The 19,160-nt window shown below is 69.7% G+C and carries 20 protein-coding genes and 1 tRNA gene; 17 read left to right on the top strand and 4 right to left on the bottom strand.

Annotated elements, in window-relative coordinates:
* The first annotated feature begins 6 nt into the window (after positions 1-6).
* The 14 genes from trbE (at position 7) to BrevBR_RS00670 (ending at position 13,095) form a co-directional block, all read left to right on the top strand.
* Complete coding sequence (gene trbE, locus BrevBR_RS00735) at positions 7-2,445, top strand: conjugal transfer protein TrbE (protein WP_339999639.1); 2,439 nt, start codon at positions 7-9, stop codon at positions 2,443-2,445.
* Entirely contained in the window at positions 2,396-3,142 is a 747-nt protein-coding gene (locus BrevBR_RS00730; RefSeq protein ID WP_291838935.1) for a conjugal transfer protein TrbJ, read from the top strand. Before trbE ends, BrevBR_RS00730 begins: the two co-directional genes overlap by 50 nt.
* Before the next feature lie 12 nt (positions 3,143-3,154).
* Positions 3,155-4,564, top strand: a complete 1,410-nt coding sequence (gene trbL, locus BrevBR_RS00725; protein WP_339999638.1) for a P-type conjugative transfer protein TrbL — start codon at positions 3,155-3,157, stop codon at positions 4,562-4,564.
* Between the two features lies 1 nt (position 4,565).
* Positions 4,566-5,249: a conjugal transfer protein TrbF gene (gene trbF, locus BrevBR_RS00720; RefSeq protein WP_292069277.1), complete on the top strand. Its 684-nt coding sequence runs from the start codon at positions 4,566-4,568 to the stop codon at positions 5,247-5,249.
* Entirely contained in the window at positions 5,228-6,280 is a 1,053-nt protein-coding gene (trbG, locus tag BrevBR_RS00715; RefSeq protein ID WP_339999637.1) for a P-type conjugative transfer protein TrbG, read from the top strand. The genes trbF and trbG overlap by 22 nt, the downstream gene beginning before the upstream one ends.
* Positions 6,277-7,443 (top strand): TrbI/VirB10 family protein, encoded by a 1,167-nt coding sequence (locus BrevBR_RS00710; RefSeq protein WP_339999636.1) that lies wholly within the window; start codon positions 6,277-6,279, stop codon positions 7,441-7,443. Before trbG ends, BrevBR_RS00710 begins: the two co-directional genes overlap by 4 nt.
* The gene (locus tag BrevBR_RS00705) at positions 7,440-7,949 is read left to right on the top strand and encodes a S26 family signal peptidase (protein ID WP_339999635.1); all 510 of its coding nucleotides are present in this window, start codon (positions 7,440-7,442) and stop codon (positions 7,947-7,949) included. The genes BrevBR_RS00710 and BrevBR_RS00705 overlap by 4 nt, the downstream gene beginning before the upstream one ends.
* Positions 7,943-8,545 carry a lytic transglycosylase domain-containing protein gene (locus BrevBR_RS00700; RefSeq protein ID WP_339999634.1) on the top strand — a complete coding sequence of 201 codons (603 nt, stop codon included), beginning with the start codon at positions 7,943-7,945 and terminating at the stop codon, positions 8,543-8,545. The genes BrevBR_RS00705 and BrevBR_RS00700 overlap by 7 nt, the downstream gene beginning before the upstream one ends.
* Positions 8,542-8,829 carry a hypothetical protein gene (locus BrevBR_RS00695; protein WP_292026911.1) on the top strand — a complete coding sequence of 96 codons (288 nt, stop codon included), beginning with the start codon at positions 8,542-8,544 and terminating at the stop codon, positions 8,827-8,829. The genes BrevBR_RS00700 and BrevBR_RS00695 overlap by 4 nt, the downstream gene beginning before the upstream one ends.
* Positions 8,822-9,028: a hypothetical protein gene (locus tag BrevBR_RS00690; RefSeq protein WP_339999633.1), complete on the top strand. Its 207-nt coding sequence runs from the start codon at positions 8,822-8,824 to the stop codon at positions 9,026-9,028. Before BrevBR_RS00695 ends, BrevBR_RS00690 begins: the two co-directional genes overlap by 8 nt.
* Positions 9,025-9,444, top strand: a complete 420-nt coding sequence (locus tag BrevBR_RS00685) for a helix-turn-helix transcriptional regulator (protein WP_339999632.1) — start codon at positions 9,025-9,027, stop codon at positions 9,442-9,444. The genes BrevBR_RS00690 and BrevBR_RS00685 overlap by 4 nt, the downstream gene beginning before the upstream one ends.
* A 231-nt stretch (positions 9,445-9,675) precedes the next feature.
* Positions 9,676-11,253, top strand: coding sequence for a Fic family protein (locus tag BrevBR_RS00680; RefSeq protein ID WP_339999631.1), 1,578 nt, complete (start codon positions 9,676-9,678; stop codon positions 11,251-11,253).
* Between the two features lie 319 nt (positions 11,254-11,572).
* Positions 11,573-12,463: a DNA-processing protein DprA gene (locus tag BrevBR_RS00675; protein WP_291838722.1), complete on the top strand. Its 891-nt coding sequence runs from the start codon at positions 11,573-11,575 to the stop codon at positions 12,461-12,463.
* Positions 12,460-13,095, top strand: coding sequence for a hypothetical protein (locus BrevBR_RS00670; protein ID WP_339999630.1), 636 nt, complete (start codon positions 12,460-12,462; stop codon positions 13,093-13,095). Before BrevBR_RS00675 ends, BrevBR_RS00670 begins: the two co-directional genes overlap by 4 nt.
* A 56-nt stretch (positions 13,096-13,151) precedes the next feature.
* On the opposite strand, the gene BrevBR_RS00665 is transcribed toward BrevBR_RS00670, so the two are convergent.
* From BrevBR_RS00665 to BrevBR_RS00655, 3 genes are all read right to left on the bottom strand, one after another.
* Positions 13,152-13,376 (bottom strand): hypothetical protein, encoded by a 225-nt coding sequence (locus BrevBR_RS00665; RefSeq protein ID WP_292026897.1) that lies wholly within the window; start codon positions 13,374-13,376, stop codon positions 13,152-13,154.
* A 269-nt stretch (positions 13,377-13,645) separates the two neighbouring features.
* Positions 13,646-13,720: transfer RNA gene (locus BrevBR_RS00660), tRNA-Val, on the bottom strand.
* A gap of 56 nt (positions 13,721-13,776) precedes the next feature.
* Positions 13,777-14,460 (bottom strand): HAD hydrolase-like protein, encoded by a 684-nt coding sequence (locus BrevBR_RS00655; protein ID WP_339999629.1) that lies wholly within the window; start codon positions 14,458-14,460, stop codon positions 13,777-13,779.
* A 66-nt stretch (positions 14,461-14,526) separates the two neighbouring features.
* On the opposite strand from BrevBR_RS00655, the gene glmU reads away from it, so the two are divergent.
* Positions 14,527-15,882 carry a bifunctional UDP-N-acetylglucosamine diphosphorylase/glucosamine-1-phosphate N-acetyltransferase GlmU gene (gene glmU / locus BrevBR_RS00650; RefSeq protein ID WP_339999628.1) on the top strand — a complete coding sequence of 452 codons (1,356 nt, stop codon included), beginning with the start codon at positions 14,527-14,529 and terminating at the stop codon, positions 15,880-15,882.
* Positions 15,879-16,565, top strand: coding sequence for a ribose-5-phosphate isomerase RpiA (gene rpiA, locus BrevBR_RS00645; RefSeq protein WP_339999627.1), 687 nt, complete (start codon positions 15,879-15,881; stop codon positions 16,563-16,565). Before glmU ends, rpiA begins: the two co-directional genes overlap by 4 nt.
* Before the next feature lie 27 nt (positions 16,566-16,592).
* On the opposite strand, the gene BrevBR_RS00640 is transcribed toward rpiA, so the two are convergent.
* Complete coding sequence (locus tag BrevBR_RS00640) at positions 16,593-17,489, bottom strand: hypothetical protein (protein ID WP_339999626.1); 897 nt, start codon at positions 17,487-17,489, stop codon at positions 16,593-16,595.
* 264 nt (positions 17,490-17,753) lie between these two features.
* Between BrevBR_RS00640 and gor the strand changes: the two genes are divergently transcribed.
* Entirely contained in the window at positions 17,754-19,136 is a 1,383-nt protein-coding gene (gene gor, locus BrevBR_RS00635) for a glutathione-disulfide reductase (protein ID WP_332639943.1), read from the top strand.
* Positions 19,137-19,160 lie beyond the last annotated feature (24 nt).

Genomic DNA, 19,160 nt, shown 5'->3' with positions numbered 1-19,160 from the left:
GGCGCGATGCGGTTCCTCGACGAACATCGCCGCCGTCCCGCCGCCCTGGCCGACCACCTGCCCTGGGCCGCGCTGGTCGCGCCCGGGGTGGTCCTGAACAAGGACGGGTCCTTCTTGGCCGCCTTCCGGTTTCGCGGGCCCGACCTGGAGTCCTCGACCGAGGACGAGCTGATGGCGGTGCGCGCCCGGCTCAACAACGCCCTGAAGCGGCTGGGATCGGGCTGGTGTCTGCATATGGAGGCGCGCCGCCGTCCCGCGACGGCCTATCCGGAGAGCGCCTTCGACCTCGAGGTCGCCTGGCTGCTCGACGCGGAACGACGCAGCCGCTTCGAGACCGCCGATCCCGCCTTCGAGACGGACTTCCGGCTGGCCCTGACCTGGTTGCCGCCCGCCGACGAAACCCGCCGCATGGAGCGCTGGCTGTTCGACGGTCTGGCCAGGGGCGGCCACGACTGGCGGGTGTCGCTGGAGGCTTTCGGCCGCGAAGCCGATACGACGCTCGACCTGTTGTCCGACGCCCTGCCGGAGATCGAACGGCTCGATGACGCGGACCTTCTGACCTGGCTGCATGACAGCGTCTCGCCCCGGGCCTTCGCGGTCCGGCCGCTGGAGACGCCGATGTTCCTCGACGCCTGGCTCGCCGACGCCGGCCTGACGGGCGGGGTCGCGCCCCGTCTCGGCGATCGCTGGCTCAAGGTGGTCTCGGTGCGGGGCCTGCCGTCGGCGACCCGGCCCGGACTGCTCGATGCCCTTGGCGCCCTGCCGTTCGAGTACCGCTGGACGGCGCGCTGGATCGGCCTCGACAAGCCCGAGGCCGAGCGGGAGATCGTCAAGCTGAGGAAGCGCTGGTTCGCCAAGCGCAAGGGCGTCGGCGTCCTGTTGCGCGAGGCCATCACCAAGGAGGAGGTGCCGCTTCTCGATACGGATGCGGCGTCCAAGACCGAAGAGTGCGACGGCGCCCTCGCGGCGCTCGGCGCGGAGTCCTGCGCCTTCGGCTATCTGACTTTGACGGTCACCGTTCTGGACGCCAGCGAGGCGGGGGCGGCGGCCAAGGCCCGCGCGATCGAGGCGGCGCTGAACGCGCAGGGGCTGGTGGCCCGGATCGAGGATCTCAATGCGGTGGAGGCCTGGCTGGGCTCTCTGCCCGGCGAGCCTTATGCTGACGTGCGTCGGCCCCTGGTCTCGACTCTGAACCTGGCCGATCTGCTGCCGGTTTCCGCCGTCTGGGCGGGGCCGGCCGGGGACGCCAACCTGGACGGGCCGCCGCTGGCGACGGCGCGCACGACCGGCGCGACGCCGTTCCGGCTGGTGCTGCATGTCGGCGACGTCGGCCACGCCATGGTCGTCGGGCCGACCGGATCGGGCAAGAGCGCCCTGCTGTCCTTCCTGGCGCTGCAATGGTTCCGCTATCGGGACGCCCGGGTGGTCTTCTTCGACAAGGGCCGGTCGGCGCGCGCGGCGACGCTGGCGGCCGGCGGCCGCTGGCGGGCGCTGGAGCCCGGGGCGCGGTTTTCGCTCCAGCCGCTGGCCCGGATCGACCGCGAGGACGAGCGGGCCTGGGCGGCGGAATGGATCGCCGAGACCGTGCGCCTGGCGGGGCTGGAGCCGGTCCCCCGGGTGAGGGAAGAGATCTGGGTGGCGCTGTCGGCGCTCTCTGAGGCGCCGGTCGCGCAGCGGACGCTGACGGTGTTCTGCGCCCTGGTTCAGGACAAGACGGTCGCCGCCGCCCTAGAGCCCTTGACCCTGAAGGGCCCGCACGGCGCGCTGCTGGACGGGGCGGGCGAGACCCTGGCGCCCACGCGGTTCGACACCTTCGAGCTGGAGACCCTGATGGGGACCCCGTCGGCCGTGGCGCCGGTGCTCTCAGCCCTCTTCCACCATCTCGAACAGGGCTTCGACGGCCGGCCGACCCTGTTGGTCCTCGACGAAGCCTGGTTGTTCCTCGGCGAGACCGCCTTCGCGGCCCGGATACGGGAATGGCTGAAGACACTGCGCAAGAAGCGGGTCTGCGTGGTGTTCGCCACCCAGAGCCTGGACGACGTGGCGGCCTCCTCGATCGCGGCCAGTCTGATCGAGAGCTGCCCGACCCAGGTCTTCCTGCCCAATCCCCGCGCCCTGGAGCCGTCGTCCGCCGAACTCTACCGGGGCTTCGGCCTGAACCGGCGCCAGCTGGAGCTGATCGCCTTCGCCACGCCCAAGCGGGCCTACTACTGGCGCCAGCCGCGCGGCCGGCGGCTGTTCGATCTGCGTCTGACCGGCGTGGCCCTCGCCCTGTGCGGCTCGAGCGCGCCGGAAGACCAGACCCTGATCGACTCCCTCCTGGAGCGATCGGGACCTGACGACGGTCGACCGGGCGGCTTCGCCCGCGATTTCCTCAAAGCCAAGGGAGTGCAAAATGTGGATTCCGTTTTCGACGCCTTCGCCGGCCCGCTCGCGGCCGAATAGGTCCATCCAGATCGTCGCCGTCGGCCTCGTCGCCGTCAGCCTGCTGGGCGCCACGCCGGCGCCGGCCCAGCAGGTGGTGTTCGACCCGCGCAATCACATCGAAAATGCGCTGCAGGCGGCGCGTCAGCTCGAGAGCCTCGCCAACGAGGCGCGCAGTCTGGCGGCCTCGCCCTACAGCCACCTGACGCAATCCAGCCAGTCGCTGCGGGACATGGCCGAGCTGGCGCGGACGGCGCGCGGGATCGCCAGCTCGGTCAGCGGTCTGGAGCAGCAGTTCCGGAGTTTATACCCCGACGACCTGTCCGGCTCGGACATGCTGAGCCTGCTGGAGCAGGGCGAGGCGCGCACGGCCAACGCCCGGCGCACCGCCGAGGACGTGGCGCGGACGGCCGCCGAGCTGGAACGGCTGGGGCAGGGCCGGTCGCAGAGGCTGGCCGGGGCGCTCTCCGCCAGCCAGGCGGCGACCGGCCAGACGGCGGCGGTCCAGTCGTCCAACCAGCTTCTGGCCGTGCTGGCCGAAGACCTGGCGGCGCTGCGCACCATCATGCTGGCCCAGTCCCGGCTGATGGCCGAGGCCACGGCGCGCGACGCGGCGGACCGCGCCTCCGGAGACGCCGCCCGGCGCCAGCGGTGGGGCCGTCAGGCCGCCGCGCCGGCCGCGCCGCGCTTCGATCCCCTGTCTCACGCGAACGACTGAGGGAGCGGGGCGATGACGGTCGGAGTGGAAACGCCCAACGAGCTGATGGTGGTGTTTTCCGACACCATCTCGGCCGGGTTCGACGCCCTCCAGGGTTCGGTCAACGGCGTGTTCGGCCTCCTCATCGTCCTGGTCGTCGCCCTGACCGGCATCCAGTGGGCGCTGTCCTCCAACCGGGAGGTGCTGGCCTCGGGCTTCGGCAAGGTGCTGCTGATCGGCGCCTTCGCCTGGCTGATCAACGACTGGCAGCGGCTGTCCGAGACCCTCTATGCCGGCTTTCTGGAGCTGGGGCTGACGGCTGGCGGCGGCTCCCTGAGCCGGCAAGAGTTCCTCAACCCGGGGGCTATCCTCGCCCAGGGCTGGGAGATCGTGAAGGCGCTCGGGGAGACGCCCGCGCCGGTCGACAATCCGCTCGACGTCGTCGGCAACATGGCGGACGCCCTGATCCTGGGCCTGGCCATGATCGGCATCATGCTGGCCTTCGCCGTGCTGGCCCTGCAGATCATAGTCTCCCTGCTGGAGTTCAAGATCGTCACCCTGGGCGGCTTCGTGCTCCTGCCGTTCGGGATCTGGAACAAGTCCGCCTTCCTCGCCGAACGGCCGCTGGGTTATGTCGTCTCGTCCGGGTTGAAGGTCCTGGCCCTGGCGATCGTGGTTTCCGGCGCGCGGACGATCTTCGATCAGCTCCAGCCCTCGGCCAATCCCGATATCTACGAAGCCCTGACCATCCTGGTGGCGGCCATCCTGCTGGCCATGCTGGCTCTGTTCATCCCCAACCTGGCCTCGGCCCTGGTGACCGGAGGACCGGCGCTGGGCGCCGGCGCGGCGCTCACCGGAGCGCTGGCCGTCGGCGGGGGCGGCGCCCTGGCCGGGGCAGGGATCGCCGGCGCCGGCGCCATGGCGGCCGGCGGGGCCGCCCGCCTCGCCGCACCCGCGCGCGCCGCTGCGGGGGCCGGGTCGGGACGCCCGCCCGCGCCGCCGAACCCGCAGGGCCCGTCGACGCCGAAGCCCTCGAACGACAACCCGCCGCCGTCCGGTCCGCGCCGTTCGTCAGGCGGAGCCGTGACCGCCTCGGCGGGGACGAGCGGTGTCGGCGAGCGCGCCGTCGCCTGGCGACCGCAGACCGCGTCGGACAGCGCCGCGAACGGAACGGCCGCGGACGAAACCCCGCCGGCGAGCGGGCCGGGGGCCTCGAAGGACGCGCCAGGCCGTTCGCCCGGGACGATTGCCGGGGAGGCCCAGGCCGCCAGGGCGGACTTTCACCGGGCCGCGTCGAGGCCGGCGACGGCCACGGGCGGAGGCCCGCGGGGGCGGTCCGCGGCCCTGCAGGCCTTCTTCGTCGCCAACACCGGCCGCGGTCTGCTCCCGGCCGGGGAAACCAGCGGCGTCCTGTCGCCCAATCTGAAGACCGAGGAGTCCTGAGATGCACCCCTTCTTCCGGCCCCGGCGGGCCCTGGCGTCCGCGCCCGACCAGACGCCGTACCAGCGCGCCGGCCAGGTCTGGGACGACCGGATGGGCCTGTCCCTGGCCCATGCGCGCAATTGGCGCCGCATCGCCCTGGCCAATCTGGCGCTGGCTGGTTTCCTGGGCGCCGGCTGGTGGGTCCAGGCGGACCGGGCCGTGGTGAAGCCCTTCGTGGTGGAGGTGTCCGACTGGGGCGAGACCCAGAGGATCACCGCCATCGGCGGGCGCTATGAACCGAACGAGGCCCAGATCGGTCACGCCCTGGCCGGCTGGGTTCGCGATGTCCGTTCCAAGAGCATCGATCCCATCGTCATCCGCCAGAACTGGCTCCGGGCCTATGACCTGATGACGCCCAGGGCGGCGTCCTTTCTCAACGCCTGGGCCCAGACCCACGACCCGTTCGCCGAGGTCGGGCGCGAAGCGGTCAATGTCGAGATCCTGAACGTGGTCCGCCGGACGGACCGGACCTTCGACCTGCAATGGCGCGAGACCCGCTTCGTCAACGGCCAGTCGGCCGGGGCCGAACGCTGGCGGGCCCTGATCACCACCACGATCCAGCCGCCCCGCACGGAGGCCGAGCTGATGAAGAACCCCCTTGGACTGAAAATCGAGGACGTATCATGGACCCCCGACGCCTCCTGATCCTGGCCGCCCTGGGCCTGTCGCTGTCCGGCTGCGCGGTCTTTCGCGATGGCCTGCGGCCGGCGGCCGCCCTGATGGGGCGCACGACCGCTTCGACGCCCATGGACGTCCTGGCATCGACGCCGGTCATCGAACCCGAACCGGCCCTCGCGGTGGCCGAGGGTCCGCAAGGCCGCTCGCCGACGGAGCGGGCCTATGAGGCGGCGCCCGTCCGCGCGGCGCCGGCCGCGACGGTCCCATCAGACGCACGGAATGTGCCGGCCGGCGCGACCGGGCGGCAAGCCATCGCCGCGGCCAATGCGACGGCGCGCGCGCCGTCCCGCCAGGACGCCTTCGTCGGCGGGGTCCAGGTCTTCACCTGGTCGCCCGGACGCGTGTTCGAGATCTGGACCGCGCCTCTTCGCGTCACCACCCTGACCCTGGCGCCGGGGGAGACCCTCGTGGCCAAGGCGGCGGGGGACACCGTGCGCTGGCAGATCGGCGAGGCGGTCTCCGGCGAGGGGGCGGGCCAGCGGACCCATGTGCTGCTCAAGCCCCTCGAGCGGGGCCTGGAGACAAACCTCGTCCTGACGACGAACAGACGGGTCTATCTCATTGATCTGAAAAGCGGCGCGACCGACGCATTCAATGCCGCCGTCGCCTGGGACACGGACGCGATCCTCGCCGGCGGCGCCCCGGAGGCCGCCATGGCGTCCGTCCCGGCGCGCGGCGGCGAGCCCGTCGTGATGCCGGAGGGCGAACTCGACGCCCGCTACCGGATCGATCCCCAGGGCCGGCGTCCGCGCTGGACCCCGACCTCGGTGTTCAACGACGGCCGGCGGACCTTCATCACCTTCGACGCGGACCTTCAGGTGGACGAGGCGCCTGTCCTGTTCGTCATCGCCCCCGACGGAGAGGCCCAGATGGTCAACTACCGGCAGGTCGGCGGCCTCTATGTCGTCGACCGGGTGTTCGACCGGGCCGAGCTTCGCCTGGGCGGCCGCCGGCCCCAGATCGTCCGCATTCGCCGTCTCGCAGGAGCCCGGTCATGACCAACCTCGATCCTGTCCACACGGCCCGGCCCGACGTTGCGCCCAAGGAGCCGGCGCCGGGCCTGAGCACCCGGGCGCCGCGCCCCCACGCCGTGCGCCTGCGCAAGTCCGTGGTCCAGCTCATCGTCATCGGCGGGGCGGTGCTCGTGTCGGGCTCCCTGGCCTGGGCCTTCGTGGTCCAGCCGGAACTGCGCGACAGCGCCCGCGCCCGTCAGGCCGAGGCGCGGGAGGACCAGGCGCGCGGCGTGGTCCGCCCTGCGGAAGCGGTGACGGACCAGCCGGCGACCTACGATCGCCTGCCCGAGCCGCGCACGGCGGACCACCCGCCGGCGACCGAGGCCGCCGCGACGCCGGGCCCGTCCAGACGGTCCGCCGACGCCTATGCGCCCGCCTACCGGCCCGCGTCGGCGCCGAACGCCCGCGGACCCAGCCCGCGCGAGCAGGCGGCGCGGTCCGGGCTGTTCTTCGAGGACGCGCGAGCCCAGGCGGCGGGCTCAAGGGCGGCCGCGCCGGCGCCGGGCGGCGATCGGTCGCCGGTCGCCAACCCGGACTATGGCGCGATCTACAACGGCCATGCGCTCGTGGCGCCGCTTTCGCCGTTCGAACTCAAGGCCGGCGCCATCGTGCCCGCGGCGCTTCTGACGGCCGTGGACACCTCGCGCGCCGGACCCGTCATCGCGACGGTCACGCAGAACGTCTATGACTCCGTAAGCGGCCGTCACCTGCTGCTGCCCCAGGGCACGCGGCTGGTCGGCACGTCCGAGGGCGAGAGCGCCTACGGGGATCGGCGGGCCTTCCTCACCTGGGAACGGTTGATCCTGCCAAACGGCAAGAGTCTGATCCTGACCGGCGAGCCTGGCGTGGACGCGCAGGGCGCGATCGGCGTCCGGGGCCAGGTTGATCGGCGGCTGTGGCCGCTGCTGGTGGGGACGCTGTTCGCCGGCGCCATCACCACGCTCGGCCAGATCGCCCGCGACGACGACGGGGGTTCGGGCGGCCTGCTCGGCGACGCCGGCGACGCGGCGGCCATCGAGGGCGCCCGGGTCGGGGGGCGGCTGGTAGACCGCGAGCTGGAGGTCCGGCCTTCGATCCGGCTGAGGGCCGGCGCGCCGGTGCGGGTGATGATCACCCGGGACCTGATCCTGGAGCCGTACCGTCCATGACCCGGCTCCTGAAATCGGTCCGGCTTTGGGGGGCGATCGCCGCCCTCGGGCTTTTGGCCGGCGCGGCCAAGGTCGCCGATCGGAGCCCGGCCCTGGCGCTGGTCAACGAGAGCCCGAGCCTGCCCCGCGGCGTCTATCTGAGGCGGCCGGGGGCCGAGCCCGGCCGGGGCGCCGTCGTGGCCATCCCGCAGCCGGCCGGGGCGCGGCCCTATCTGGCGGCGCTCGGCATGCCGGCGGACGTGCGCCTGATCAAGCGGGTCGCCGCGGTCGGCGGCGACGCGGTCTGCGCGGACGACGGCGTGGTCCGCACGCCGGCCGGTCGGGTGCGCGCCCTGGCGCGCGATCGCCGGGGCGCGCCCCTGGCCGCCTGGGCGGGATGCCGGCGGCTGGCCGACGGCGAGCTCTTCCTGCTGGGCGACACCGCCGGGAGTTTCGACAGCCGTTATTTCGGGCCGGTCGCGCGATCGGGGGTGGACGGCGTCTACCGGGAGGTTCTGACATGGTGAAACTGGCCTGCCTGGCCGCGATGGCGGTGGCGGTCGCGGGGCCGGCGTCGGCCCAGGCCGTGAACTGGCGCGACGCCGGCGGCGATCTGTTCGGCCGGCCCGCCGAGGCGGTCGCCGAGGAGGTCCCGGACAGCCTTGAAGCGGCGTGGATCGCACCCCTCAGCCAGCCTTTCCAGGAGGCCGTCGCCGCGGCCGCGGCGAGGCACGGCCTGGATCCCAAGCTGCTCCACGCCCTGGTGGTGACCGAGAGCGCCTACAGGCCCGACGCCCTGTCGCCGGTGGGCGCGGGAGGACTGACCCAGCTGATGCCGGGCACCGCCGTGGAGCTGGGGGTCCGCGACCGCTTCGATCCCGTCGAGAACCTGCGCGGCGGCGCGGACTATCTGGCGCGTCAGATCCGGCGGTTCGGTGATCTGCGGCTCGCGCTGGCGGCCTACAATGCGGGTCCGGCCCGCGTCGCGCGGCTGGGGCGAGTGCCGGATATAGCCGAGACCCAGGCCTATGTAGCGACGGTCGTGGACTGTTACCTGGCGCTGACGGCGGGGCAGGGGATCACCAGCTCGACCCAGTGTCGCCCGCGCGGAGCGGGGCGATGATCGGGGAAACGGGGACGGAGGCCGGACCCGGGGTCCCGACGTGCGGGGACGAGGACCTGCTGACGCGGGCGGAGGCGTCGGCCTTCCTGGCCCAGTTCGGCATCCGGCTGAAGCCGTCCACCCTCGCGCGGCTGTGGTCGACCGGCGGTGGCGGTCCGCCCTGCCGTCACGTGCGGTCCAGGCCCCATTATCCGCGCGGCCTGCTGCGGGAGTGGGCGCGATCGCAGATCACGGACGTCCGCACCGCCGCGCCGCCGGCGGCGAGAGGGCGCCGCCGTGGCTGACCATGGGATCAGAACGCTGCCGCCGCCGCCGCCGCCGACGGTCGCCGGTCTGCTGGCGGACCCGGCCGCCAGCTTCGCGATCAAGGATGTGGCCCGGCGATGGGCGGCGCGCGACTGCGTGGACGCCGCGACCGACGCCCGAGTGCTTTGTCAGGTGTTCGAGGCGGCGGCCGACCGGATGTTCGGAGGCGCGTCGTGACGTTCGAACCTGAAGGCGGGCCGGTCGAGACGGGCGGGCCGGAAGACCGCTTGCTGCCCTGGGATCGGGTCCGCGACGTCACGGGCCTCAGCCGGTCCACCGCGTGGCGTCTGCAACAGGTCGGGGATTTTCCCGAACCCGTGCGCATCTCCCCCAATCGGGTCGGCTGGTGGGAAAGCGAATTGACCGCCTGGAAGGCGACACGCAAGACCCGCGGGCTCCCCTGTCCCAGACCGCTGGCCCGGCCCCGGGAGCCCAAGCTCATCCAGACCGCGCGATCGCCCCGTCGTCAGCCCGACAAGGCCGCTGCCGCCCCGGCGAACGTCGTGCCGGAGGCTGCAAGCCCTGTGACGCCGGCGGCCCCGCCCCGACGGAAACGGCAGGCCTCCGCCGACCAGATCGATTTCGGATTCTAGGGCGAAGGGCCTGGCGACGGGTTTAGAGGCCGCCCCTGCGGATTTTGCCCATCGCAGTCGCACAAAGAGAGGCTGACGGACATTTCAGCACGATAAGGGAGTTTTACGGACATTTGGCCTTTGGCTGGCATCTTAAGTGAAACTACGTTAAGTGACGATGGCGGACATTATTGCGATTTAAGGGACCGTGGCGGACATTTCCTGTATTTCGCGCGGTCTTGGGAGACGGTCATGGCTGACATCCTCTTCACGCCTTCGGGCAGCGAAGCGACCGACAGGAAGATCCGCCGCGATCATGAAGGCGGCAAGCTCGTTCGCATCGCGACCGGCGTCTATGTCGAACCCGGCGCCGAGCCGGTCGACGCCGTCGTGCGTCGAAAATGGTCGACCATCCTCGGCAGGCTCGTTCCCGACGGCGTCGCCACCGACCGGACGGGCATGGAAAGCCAGCCGTGGAGGGACCGCTCCAGCGGCGCGCCGACCGGGGTCGGCCACGTCTTTGTCAGCGCGCCGCGGACCCGCGATGTGATCACCCTCCCGGGTCTTGAGATTCACATCCGCCAGGGTGTTGGACCCGTCGACGGCGACATCCCCTATCTGGGCTCCTGGCTGGCCGGACCGGTCCGAAAGCTGCTCGACAACCTCAGTCCGTCGCGCGCCCGGAATGGACCGGCCCGCACCCTCGGCAAGGCGGGGGTCGAAGCCGCTCTTGAAAGTCTGTGCTCGACCCACGGCGAAGAGGGCCTGAACCATATCCGGGACCAGGCCCGGGTTCTGGCGCCCGTCCTCCAGCGGGAAAAGGAATTCGAGGTCCTGAACGGTCTGATCGGCGCGCTGCTGCGGACCCGCCAGGACAAGCTCAGCACGGTCCAGGGACGGGCCCGCGCCGCCGGCGCGCCTCTGGACCCCGCCTGCGTCGGTCGCCTCGTGACCCTGGCGGATCATCTTCAGGCCCGCGCCCCCCTGTCGATCGCCGATCGGGACGCGACGCCCGGCCGCAAGACGAGCGGCGCGTTCATGGAGGCTTATTTCTCCAACTTCATCGAAGGCACGGAGTTCGCCGTCAGCGAGGCCGTCGAGATCGTCTTCGAAGGCAAGATGCCCGATGCCCGGCCGGAAGACGGGCACGACGTCCTGGGCGCCTATCTCCAGCTCGTCGATCTGGGGCCGCGCGCGGCCGTGCCCCGCGGGGCGGACGCCTTTCTCGCCGAGATCCAGGAGCGGCACCGGATCCTGATGGACGCCCGGCCGTCGGTCCGGCCGGGTCAGTTCAAGACGCGAACCAACAAGGCCGGGGATACGACCTTCGTCGCCCCTGACCGCGTCGAGGGAACCCTGCGGGAGGGCGTATCGATACTCGAGACCCTGAAGGACCCGTTCTCGCGCGCCGTGTTCGTCCATTTCCTGCTGTCGGACGTCCATCCTTTCAATGACGGGAACGGGCGCCTGAGCCGCATCATGATGACGAAGGAGCTCATGGCCGGCGGCCTGTCCCGCATCGTGATCCCGACGGTGTTCAGGGAAGACTACCTCGACGCCTTGCGCGCCCTGTCGCGGCGGAACGACCCCTCCATCCTGGTGCGGTCGCTCGAATTCTGCCAGCGCGTGAGCGCCGCCTGCTCGGAGGAGACGACGGAGGCCGCCATCACGACGTGGGCGCGCGCCTATGCCTTCTGCGAGAGTCCGCGTCACGCCCGGCTGACGATGCCGAACCCGGCCCTGGTCATCGAGACGCATGACGGCACGCCGGCGCCTGCAGACTATTGGCAGGCGCTCAGGCGCGACCAGGGCGCGCCGATGCCGATCTGATCCGTGAACCGTGTCGACCAGGGTTCTGCCTCGCGCTTGGGAGCTCGCCATTTAGCGGACGCCGGCAGGCCCTACGAACCGGCCCGCCGGGCCAATGTCCGCTTACGACCGCCCTGAGCGGAGATCGCCGCTGGCGCCGCCGGACGTCTAGAACTGACCTTTCGCAACGTCCGCTGCCCGAAAAGCGCTCGCCTCGGTCCTGGAGGGCGTTCCTAAGACGTGCCCGCCCTGATCCGGCGCAGCATAATGTGACGCTCACCGACCTCAGGCGTTGATCCTTCGGGACAGTTGATTCAATCTCTGTCAAACGGACTTCAGAATGAACCTGGCATTACGTGCAGATGGAGCGGCCCTGGCGCCGATTTCGCCGCGCCTCGAGCTGGGCGCGTACGAATCGTTGTGGCTGGAGCAGGGCGCGACCTTCAAGACGCTCGCAGACCGTTTCGCTCGGGACCCGTCGGCTCTTCCGTCCGATTTCGTGTCCCGCTCCGCCGCCGAGGCGGCTGCGGACGAGGTGTTCGCCCGGCTCAAGAAGTCGGGCGTCCATCGGTTCGGCGTCCGGATCAACCATGCCGGCGACTATCCCGAACGGCTTCGCGACGCGCGCCACCCGATCGAAGTCCTCTACTACCAGGGGGCATGGGAGCTCACCGAGACCCGCTCCATCGCGGTCGTAGGGGCGCGGAAAGCCACAGAGCAGGGCACCCAACGTGCAGCCCAGATCGCCAAAGGCCTGGTTGAGCGTGGCTTCACCGTCGTGTCCGGGCTGGCAGAGGGTATCGACCGCGCGGCGCACACCGCCGCCTTGGGATGCGGTGGCCGCACTATCGCCGTCATCGGAACACCGCTTGGACAGTACTATCCGAAAGCCAACAGGGACCTTCAGGACCAGATCGCCACGGATCATCTGCTGATCTCGCAGGTGCCGCTGTTGCGCTACGGCAAACAGGGGCCCCAGCAGAATCGCCTGTTCTTCCCCGAGCGAAATGTGACGATGAGCGCCCTCACCGAGGGCACCGTTATCGTGGAGGCGAGCGACACGTCCGGGACCCTCACTCAGGCACGCGCCGCCCTTCACCAGGGCCGCAAGCTCTTCATCCTCGACAGCTGTTTCGACCCGTCGCTGAAGCTGACGTGGCCCCGGAGGTTCGCAGACCTGGGCGCCATTCGCGTTCGCTCGATGGATGACATCTGGAACGCCCTTGCATGACGATCCGCTTCAGGCAGATCGATGACAGCAACCGCGGCGATCACTACCACCTGACGCCGGCGGACGCCTGCCTGTACCTCCTCGAGTTCACGTCGGGGCAGGGCTATTCGTACAGCAAGGCGAACTCCCTGATTTCCAATCTCAAGAAGAAGCCCACGGCATCAGCGGCCGAGCTTGGCTACAAGCGGGAAGCGATCGGGAAGTGCGCCGGCGCGCTCGGAAAGGCGCTGAACCACGACTGGATCCGGCAGTCCGTCATCGTCCCTATTCCGCCCTCGAAAATGGTGGGCGACCCGGCTTACGACGACCGTATGTTCGACATGGCAGCGGCGATCCAGCCTGCCGCTGATGTTCGCCGGCTCATCCGCCAAACCCGGTCCATGACCGCTTCTCATGAAGCGGGGAGCGTTCGAAACACGGTCGAGGATCTCCTGGGAGCCTACGAGATTGACGAGTCTCTTGCCGTCGCGCCCTTCGGCCAGATCGGAATTCTGGACGACGTCCTGACGGCCGGCACCCATTTTCGGGCGGCCCACACGATCCTGTCGCGCAGATTTCCAGGCGTGGCTATCACGGGCATCTTCATCGCGCGCCGGGTCTTCGCCAATCCATTTGCCGCCGCCCAGGGCTGAGGGTCTGGAGCCGGCCGCCGGAACCGCCGGCGGATCGCGCGTCTGCGAAGCCTTCCTTAAAGGGCTGTCTCTCGGCCGGAAACGCCAGCGAGTTCGTTGAAGCGAAGGCGGGCCTTGGCTTCGTCGTAGAGAATCTCGCTCTGCCGGGGCGGCGCGACGACATAGTACATCGTGACCGGCGCCAACGTCAGACGCTCGCGACGCCAAAGCGCGAACCCCTCCCGACCCTCCAGGCGGGTCCAGGTTCCGGCGTCGTTGGGATGGTCCGGGATCAACGCCATGGGAGCTCTTTCGATAGCGGGTCGCGGTGGATGGAGGCCGGGAGACGGATTTGGATGAAACGCCCTGCAAAAGGCCGCGGCCGAGCGGGGTCGAATCAGCCCCGGTCTCGGTTCCAATCAATGCTTTTCAGGGCGCTTTGTCTCGTTTCGGGCGGTAGCTTTGCGCGGCGACTGCCCCACTACTGCCCCACTAACTCGATTTTGCCCAAAAAATCATCCGTATGCGGAGGGTGGCTCTCCGCCAGATGTATGTTTTTGTTCAGGAAAAGTGGTGGATGCGACAGGGATTGAACCTGTGACCCCCTCGGTGTGAACGAGGTGCTCTCCCGCTGAGCTACGCATCCATCTATCGCGGAGGCGGCGACATAGCCCGGTCATACGCCCCACGCAAGACGTCAGATCAGGCGATCAGCCGCTGGATCACGGCCGGGAGCTCGTCGAAATGGGCGATCATGGCGTCCGCGCCCAGTTCGGCGGCCGGGATGTCGGTATAACCGAATGTCGTCAGGATGCAGGGCACGCCGGTCGCGCGGGCGGCGTCCAGATCGGTGATGCTGTCGCCCACCATAATGGCCCGGAGGGGGTCGCCGCCGGCCAGAAGCACCGTCTCGCGAATATGGGCGGCGTCCGGCTTCTTCGCCGTCACCGACTGCGGGCCGCAGATGACGGCGAAACGGTCGGACAGGCCTATGGCGTCGAACAGGGCGACGGCCAGATCGGTGGGCTTGTTCGTCGCCACACACAGGACGGCGCCGCGCGCCGCCAGATGGTCCAGCGCCTCGACCGATCCCGGATAGGCCGTGCTGTGGTCGGCGATATGCTCGAGATAGTCGGCGAGGAAGGCCTTGAGCAGGCTTGGGGAGGCGGCTTCATCCCAATGGGCGCCGGCCGCCTCGAACCCCCGCCTCAGCAGGGCGACCGCGCCGTGGCCGATCAGGTTGCGGGCCGACTCGAGCGGGACGGGCGGCAGGTCCTGCTGCGCCAGCAGCCGGTTCAGCGTGCCAACCAGATCGGGCGCCGTCTCGATCAGCGTCCCGTCCAGATCGAAGGCGAGGGTCCAGCCTTCGAGGTCGCGCATCGTCATTGGCGTCTCCCGCCGGCCGCCGTGATGGGCTAGACCGCTGGCGACGACTAGCCGCCGGACCGATTCATGACCAGCACCGCCCATCCGAGAGCCGCTATCATCCTCGCCGCCGGCCAGGGCACGCGGATGAAATCGGCCCTGCCCAAGGTGCTGCATCCGATCGGCGGCCGCGCCATGCTGGACCACGCCATCGACGCGGCCGAGGCCCTGGGCTGCGAGCGGATCGTGGTGGTGGTCGGCGCCCATTCGCCCGAGGTGCGCGACCATGTGGTCAAACGGCTGGGCGAGGACGCCATCGCCGTTCAGGATCCGCCGCTCGGCACCGGCCACGCGGTCCGCGCCGCCGAGGCCGTGCTGGGCGATTTCGTCGGTCAGGTGGTCATCACCTATGGCGATGTGCCGTTGCTGCGCGCCGCCGACATCGAGCCCGTCTTCGCCGCGCACGCGGGCGTGACCGTGATCGGCTTCGAGGCTCGCGACCCGGGCGCCTACGGCCGGCTGGTCATGGAGGGCGATGTTCTCGCCGCCATCACCGAGGCCAAGGAGGCGTCTGCAGAGGTCCTGGCCCTCACCGCCTGCAACTCGGGCGTCATGGCCGCCCCGGTCGGCCTGCTGTTCGAACTGCTCGCCGAGGTGAAGAACGACAACGCCAAGGGCGAATTCTATCTGACCGACGTGGTCGAACTGGCCCGCAGGCGCGGCGCGCCGACGCGCGCCGTCTTCGCCGATGAGGACGCCGTCATGGGCGTCAACGCCCAAGGTGAACTGGCCGTGGCCGAGGCCCTGTTCCAGAGGGTTCAGCGCGAGACCTTCCTCGCGGCCGGGGTGACCATGCCAGCGCCCGAGACGGTGCATTTCTCGTTCGATACGGAAGTCGGGGGCGGGACGACCATCGAGCCCTATGTCGTCTTCGGCCCCGGCGCGAGGATCGCCCCGGGCGCCCGCATCCGCAGCTTCAGCCATATCGAGGGGGCGAGCGTCGCCTCGGGCGCGGAGGTCGGCCCCTATGCCCGCCTTCGTCCCGGCGCCGATCTGGGCGAGGGGGCCAAGGTCGGGAATTTCGTCGAGGTGAAGAACGTCCGTATGGGCAAGGGCGCCAAGGCCAACCACCTGGCCTATCTCGGCGACGGCGAGGTAGGTGCGAAGGCCAACATCGGCGCCGGCACGATCTTCTGCAACTACGACGGCTTCTTCAAACACCGCACCACGGTGGGCGAGGGGGCCTTCGTGGGCTCGAACAGTTCGCTGGTCGCGCCGGTCACCGTCGGGGCGGGGGCGATGGTGGGTTCCGGCTCCGTCATTACCCGCGACGTCGCGCCGGGTGATCTTGCTCTGGCTCGCGGCGAGCAGCAGGCCAAGACCGGCTGGGCCGGGCGCTTCATGGAAAAAATGCGGGCGAAGAAGGCGTTGAAAGCAAAATGAGCGCGGACGATCAGAAGAAACGCGCCGGCGAAGCCGCCGCCCTCCGCGTCGAGGCGGGCATGACCGTCGGCCTCGGCACCGGCTCCACCGCCGCCTGGTTCGTCAAGGCGCTCGCCGCCCGCGACCTCGCCAACCTGCGCTGCGTTCCCACCTCCGAGGCCACAGCCGAACTGGCCCGCGAGCTGGGCCTGCCGCTTTCCACCCTCGAGGATACACCCCGCATCGACCTGACCGTCGACGGCGCCGACGAGGTCGGTCCCGGCCTCGCCCTGATCAAGGGTGGCGGCGCGGCCCTGCTGCGCGAGAAACTGGTCTGGGAGGCCTCGGCCCGTTGCCTGGTCATCGCCGACGCCGCCAAGGTGGTGAAGACGCTCGGCGCCTTCGCCCTGCCGATCGAGGTCGTCGCCTTCGGCCACAAGACCACCGCCAATCGCATCGCCGACGTGCTGTCCGACCATGAGATCGCCATGCCCGCCCGGGTCCGGACCGCCGAGCGCGGACTGGTCCGCACCGACGGCGGCAACCTGATCTATGACGCGAAATGCGGTGTGATCCACGACCCTGTGCGGCTGGCCGACGACCTGAAGCTGATCACCGGCGTGGTCGAACACGGCCTGTTCCTCGACCTCGCCGATGAGGCGATTATCGGCAGGGACGACGGGGTCGAGGTGCTCGCCCCCTGATCAACCGGCGATCGGCCCCCGGGCGAGTCAGTCCGTCTCCTGCTCCTGCAACTCTCCGTGCGCCCGACGGATTGAGGAGACGATCTCCGAGCGGCCCGCCCGACCGTTCTTCAGGGTCCGTTGCGCGTCGTAGAGACCCTGCAGATAGGCCGTGTCCCAGTCAGTCAGCCCGGCCGCGGCGTCCGGCGTTTCGAACACGTTCAGGATCGACGCATACTGACGGGTCTCCGCTTCGGGGTCGATCTGGGCCAACGTCACCATGGCCACATAGTCCGCCAATTGCTGCAGCGAGACCTTGTCGACCTGGTTCACATCCAGGATGACGATGGTCCGGAAAATGGTGTCGACGATCTGGGTCGTCAGCCGCGAAGCCGCGAAGACGTTGATGATCGGCGCCGAGTCCAGCGGAGACGAGCAGGAGCCCTGACATTCCCCCGGGATGCGTACGGCCCGTTCGCCGGTTTCGGAATTCGTCGGCATGCTGACCTGCCACCAGCGAACGGGCTCCTCCGATGCTTCGAAGGCGCGCAAGGCCGCGCCGCCGCGGTCCATGCCCGACCCGCCCATACGAAAGGCGCGGCGCCGTTCCTCGACCATTTCCCGTGCAAGGGCGGAGGGATTGTCCGATGCGACGACGATGACGTTCGGCGTGCACCCGGGCTGGCCCGCCTCCAGCCCGATGTCCTCCGCAATTGTCGAGACGCGATCGGCTATATATTGCGCCGGTTCAGTCCTCAGATTGACCACGCCGATGCAAAGTCTCTTGTCCCACCGCGCGAGACCCCGTCCACGGTTCGGGGCCGCGACCTCGTTGACGAAATTCCTGATCAGGGAGTTGAGAGGCGTCCCCGTCACCTCGACATCCTCGAGTTCGACAGGTTCCGCGTCGGCGCCCGGCTGCTGGACGGGGCCGGCCTGCCCCACAGGGCCGGCTTGTCGCTGGGACAGAGCTGTCGGATCCCCGAGCGGGGTCGCCAAAAGCGCGGCGGCGACGGCAAAGACAATCATCGGTTACGCCCCTGGGTGTCGATATCGCGCGACGGTATGCCTGACCCAGGACGGCGTCAATCAGTCCAAGGCCTTCAGGGCGGTCCATATTTGCCTATCGTGAAGCGGGCGCCTAACTGGACGGCGTCGCCTTGAACAGGAGCCGTCGCTTTTCCCGCCGGCGAGGGCGTGGAGTCCGAAATGTCGGCATCGTGGGACTACGACCTCTTCGTCATCGGCGCTGGCTCAGGGGGCGTGCGCGCCGCGCGACTGACGGCGCTGGGCGGCAAGCGGGTCGCCATAGCCGAGGAGTTCCGGGTCGGGGGCACCTGCGTGATCCGTGGCTGCGTGCCGAAGAAATTCATGGTCATGGCCTCGGACTTCTCCCACCAGTTCCATACGGCCGAAGGCTACGGCTGGACCATCGACGCCAGTTTCGACTGGCCCGAATTCATCCAGGCCAAGGATGTCGAGATCGCCCGGCTCTCCGGCATCTACGCCGCCAATCTGGGCAAGGCGGGCGTCGATCTGGTCCACGGCCGCGCCGTATTGAAGGATGCGCACACCGTCGAGATCATCGGCAAGAACCAGACGATCACGGCGGAACGGATCCTGATCGCGACCGGCGGCCGTCCGTGGATGCCCGCCGACCTGCCGGGGGTCGAACACGCCATAACCTCGGAAGAAGCCTTCCACCTGCCTGAACTGCCGAAGCGCGTCCTGATCGCGGGCGGCGGCTACATCGCCGTGGAGTTCGCGGGCATCTTCGCCGGTCTGGGCGTCGAGACCACCCTGATCTATCGCGGTCCAAACATTCTGCGCGGCTTCGACGACGACGTGCGCGCCCACCTGGCCGGCGAGATCGAGAAGCGCGGGATCAAGGTCATCCTCGGCTGCCAGCATTCGGCCATCGAGAAAACCGCAACAGGCCTGGTCAACAAGCTCGAGAACGGCATGGAGATCGAAACCGACGTGGTCATGTTCGCCACCGGTCGCGTCCCGCATGTCAAGGACCTCGGGCTCGAAGCGGCGGGCGTGGCCCTGAACGACAAGGGCGCGATCCAGGTCGACACTCTGTCGAAAACCACCGCCGACAACATCTGGGCCATCGGCGATGTCACCGACCGGATGAACCTGACTCCGGTCGCCATCCGCGAGGCGGTGGCCTTCCACGAGACGGTCTTCCGCAATAACCCGCAGCATTTCGACTACGAGGCCGTCGCCACCGCCGTCTTCAGCCAGCCGCCGGTCGGAACCGTGGGCCTGTCCGAGAGCGAGGCGCGGCACTCCTGCCCGGGCGCCGTCGACGTCTACGTCACCCGCTTCCGGCCGATGAAATACGCCTTCACCGGTTCGGACGAGCGGATGCTGATGAAGCTGGTCGTCGACGCCGAGAGTCAGAAAGTGGTCGGCGTCCACATCGTCGGGCCCGAAGCGCCCGAGATGATCCAGCTGGCCGCCATCGCCGTGAAGGCCGGTCTGACCAAGGCCCAGTGGGACGCCACCTGTGCGGTCCATCCGACGATGGCCGAGGAACTGGTCACGCTGAAGGAAAAGCAATCGACCAATACGTCGGCAGGGTAGGGTGCGTGCGATAGTGACGTACCA

The sequence above is a fragment of the Brevundimonas sp. BR2-1 genome (assembly GCF_037626195.1).
GTDB lineage: Bacteria > Pseudomonadota > Alphaproteobacteria > Caulobacterales > Caulobacteraceae > Brevundimonas.
The sequence above is the reverse complement of the archived record's forward strand: the minus strand, read 5'-3'. Positions and strand labels throughout refer to the sequence as shown.

Excerpts from the sequence above, each read along its gene's own strand:
- trbE (WP_339999639.1), top strand. The coding sequence starts at position 7 with ATGCGGTTCCTCGACGAACATCGCCGCCGTCCCGCCGCCCTGGCCGAC.
- BrevBR_RS00730 (WP_291838935.1), top strand. The coding sequence starts at position 2,396 with ATGTGGATTCCGTTTTCGACGCCTTCGCCGGCCCGCTCGCGGCCGAAT.
- trbL (WP_339999638.1), top strand. The coding sequence starts at position 3,155 with ATGACGGTCGGAGTGGAAACGCCCAACGAGCTGATGGTGGTGTTTTCC.
- trbF (WP_292069277.1), top strand. The coding sequence starts at position 4,566 with ATGCACCCCTTCTTCCGGCCCCGGCGGGCCCTGGCGTCCGCGCCCGAC.
- trbG (WP_339999637.1), top strand. The coding sequence starts at position 5,228 with ATGGACCCCCGACGCCTCCTGATCCTGGCCGCCCTGGGCCTGTCGCTG.
- BrevBR_RS00710 (WP_339999636.1), top strand. The coding sequence starts at position 6,277 with ATGACCAACCTCGATCCTGTCCACACGGCCCGGCCCGACGTTGCGCCC.
- BrevBR_RS00705 (WP_339999635.1), top strand. The coding sequence starts at position 7,440 with ATGACCCGGCTCCTGAAATCGGTCCGGCTTTGGGGGGCGATCGCCGCC.
- BrevBR_RS00700 (WP_339999634.1), top strand. The coding sequence starts at position 7,943 with ATGGTGAAACTGGCCTGCCTGGCCGCGATGGCGGTGGCGGTCGCGGGG.
- BrevBR_RS00695 (WP_292026911.1), top strand. The coding sequence starts at position 8,542 with ATGATCGGGGAAACGGGGACGGAGGCCGGACCCGGGGTCCCGACGTGC.
- BrevBR_RS00680 (WP_339999631.1), top strand. The coding sequence starts at position 9,676 with ATGGCTGACATCCTCTTCACGCCTTCGGGCAGCGAAGCGACCGACAGG.
- BrevBR_RS00675 (WP_291838722.1), top strand. The coding sequence starts at position 11,573 with ATGAACCTGGCATTACGTGCAGATGGAGCGGCCCTGGCGCCGATTTCG.
- BrevBR_RS00670 (WP_339999630.1), top strand. The coding sequence starts at position 12,460 with ATGACGATCCGCTTCAGGCAGATCGATGACAGCAACCGCGGCGATCAC.
- BrevBR_RS00665 (WP_292026897.1), bottom strand. The coding sequence starts at position 13,376 with ATGGCGTTGATCCCGGACCATCCCAACGACGCCGGAACCTGGACCCGC.
- BrevBR_RS00655 (WP_339999629.1), bottom strand. The coding sequence starts at position 14,460 with ATGACGATGCGCGACCTCGAAGGCTGGACCCTCGCCTTCGATCTGGAC.
- glmU (WP_339999628.1), top strand. The coding sequence starts at position 14,527 with ATGACCAGCACCGCCCATCCGAGAGCCGCTATCATCCTCGCCGCCGGC.
- rpiA (WP_339999627.1), top strand. The coding sequence starts at position 15,879 with ATGAGCGCGGACGATCAGAAGAAACGCGCCGGCGAAGCCGCCGCCCTC.
- gor (WP_332639943.1), top strand. The coding sequence starts at position 17,754 with ATGTCGGCATCGTGGGACTACGACCTCTTCGTCATCGGCGCTGGCTCA.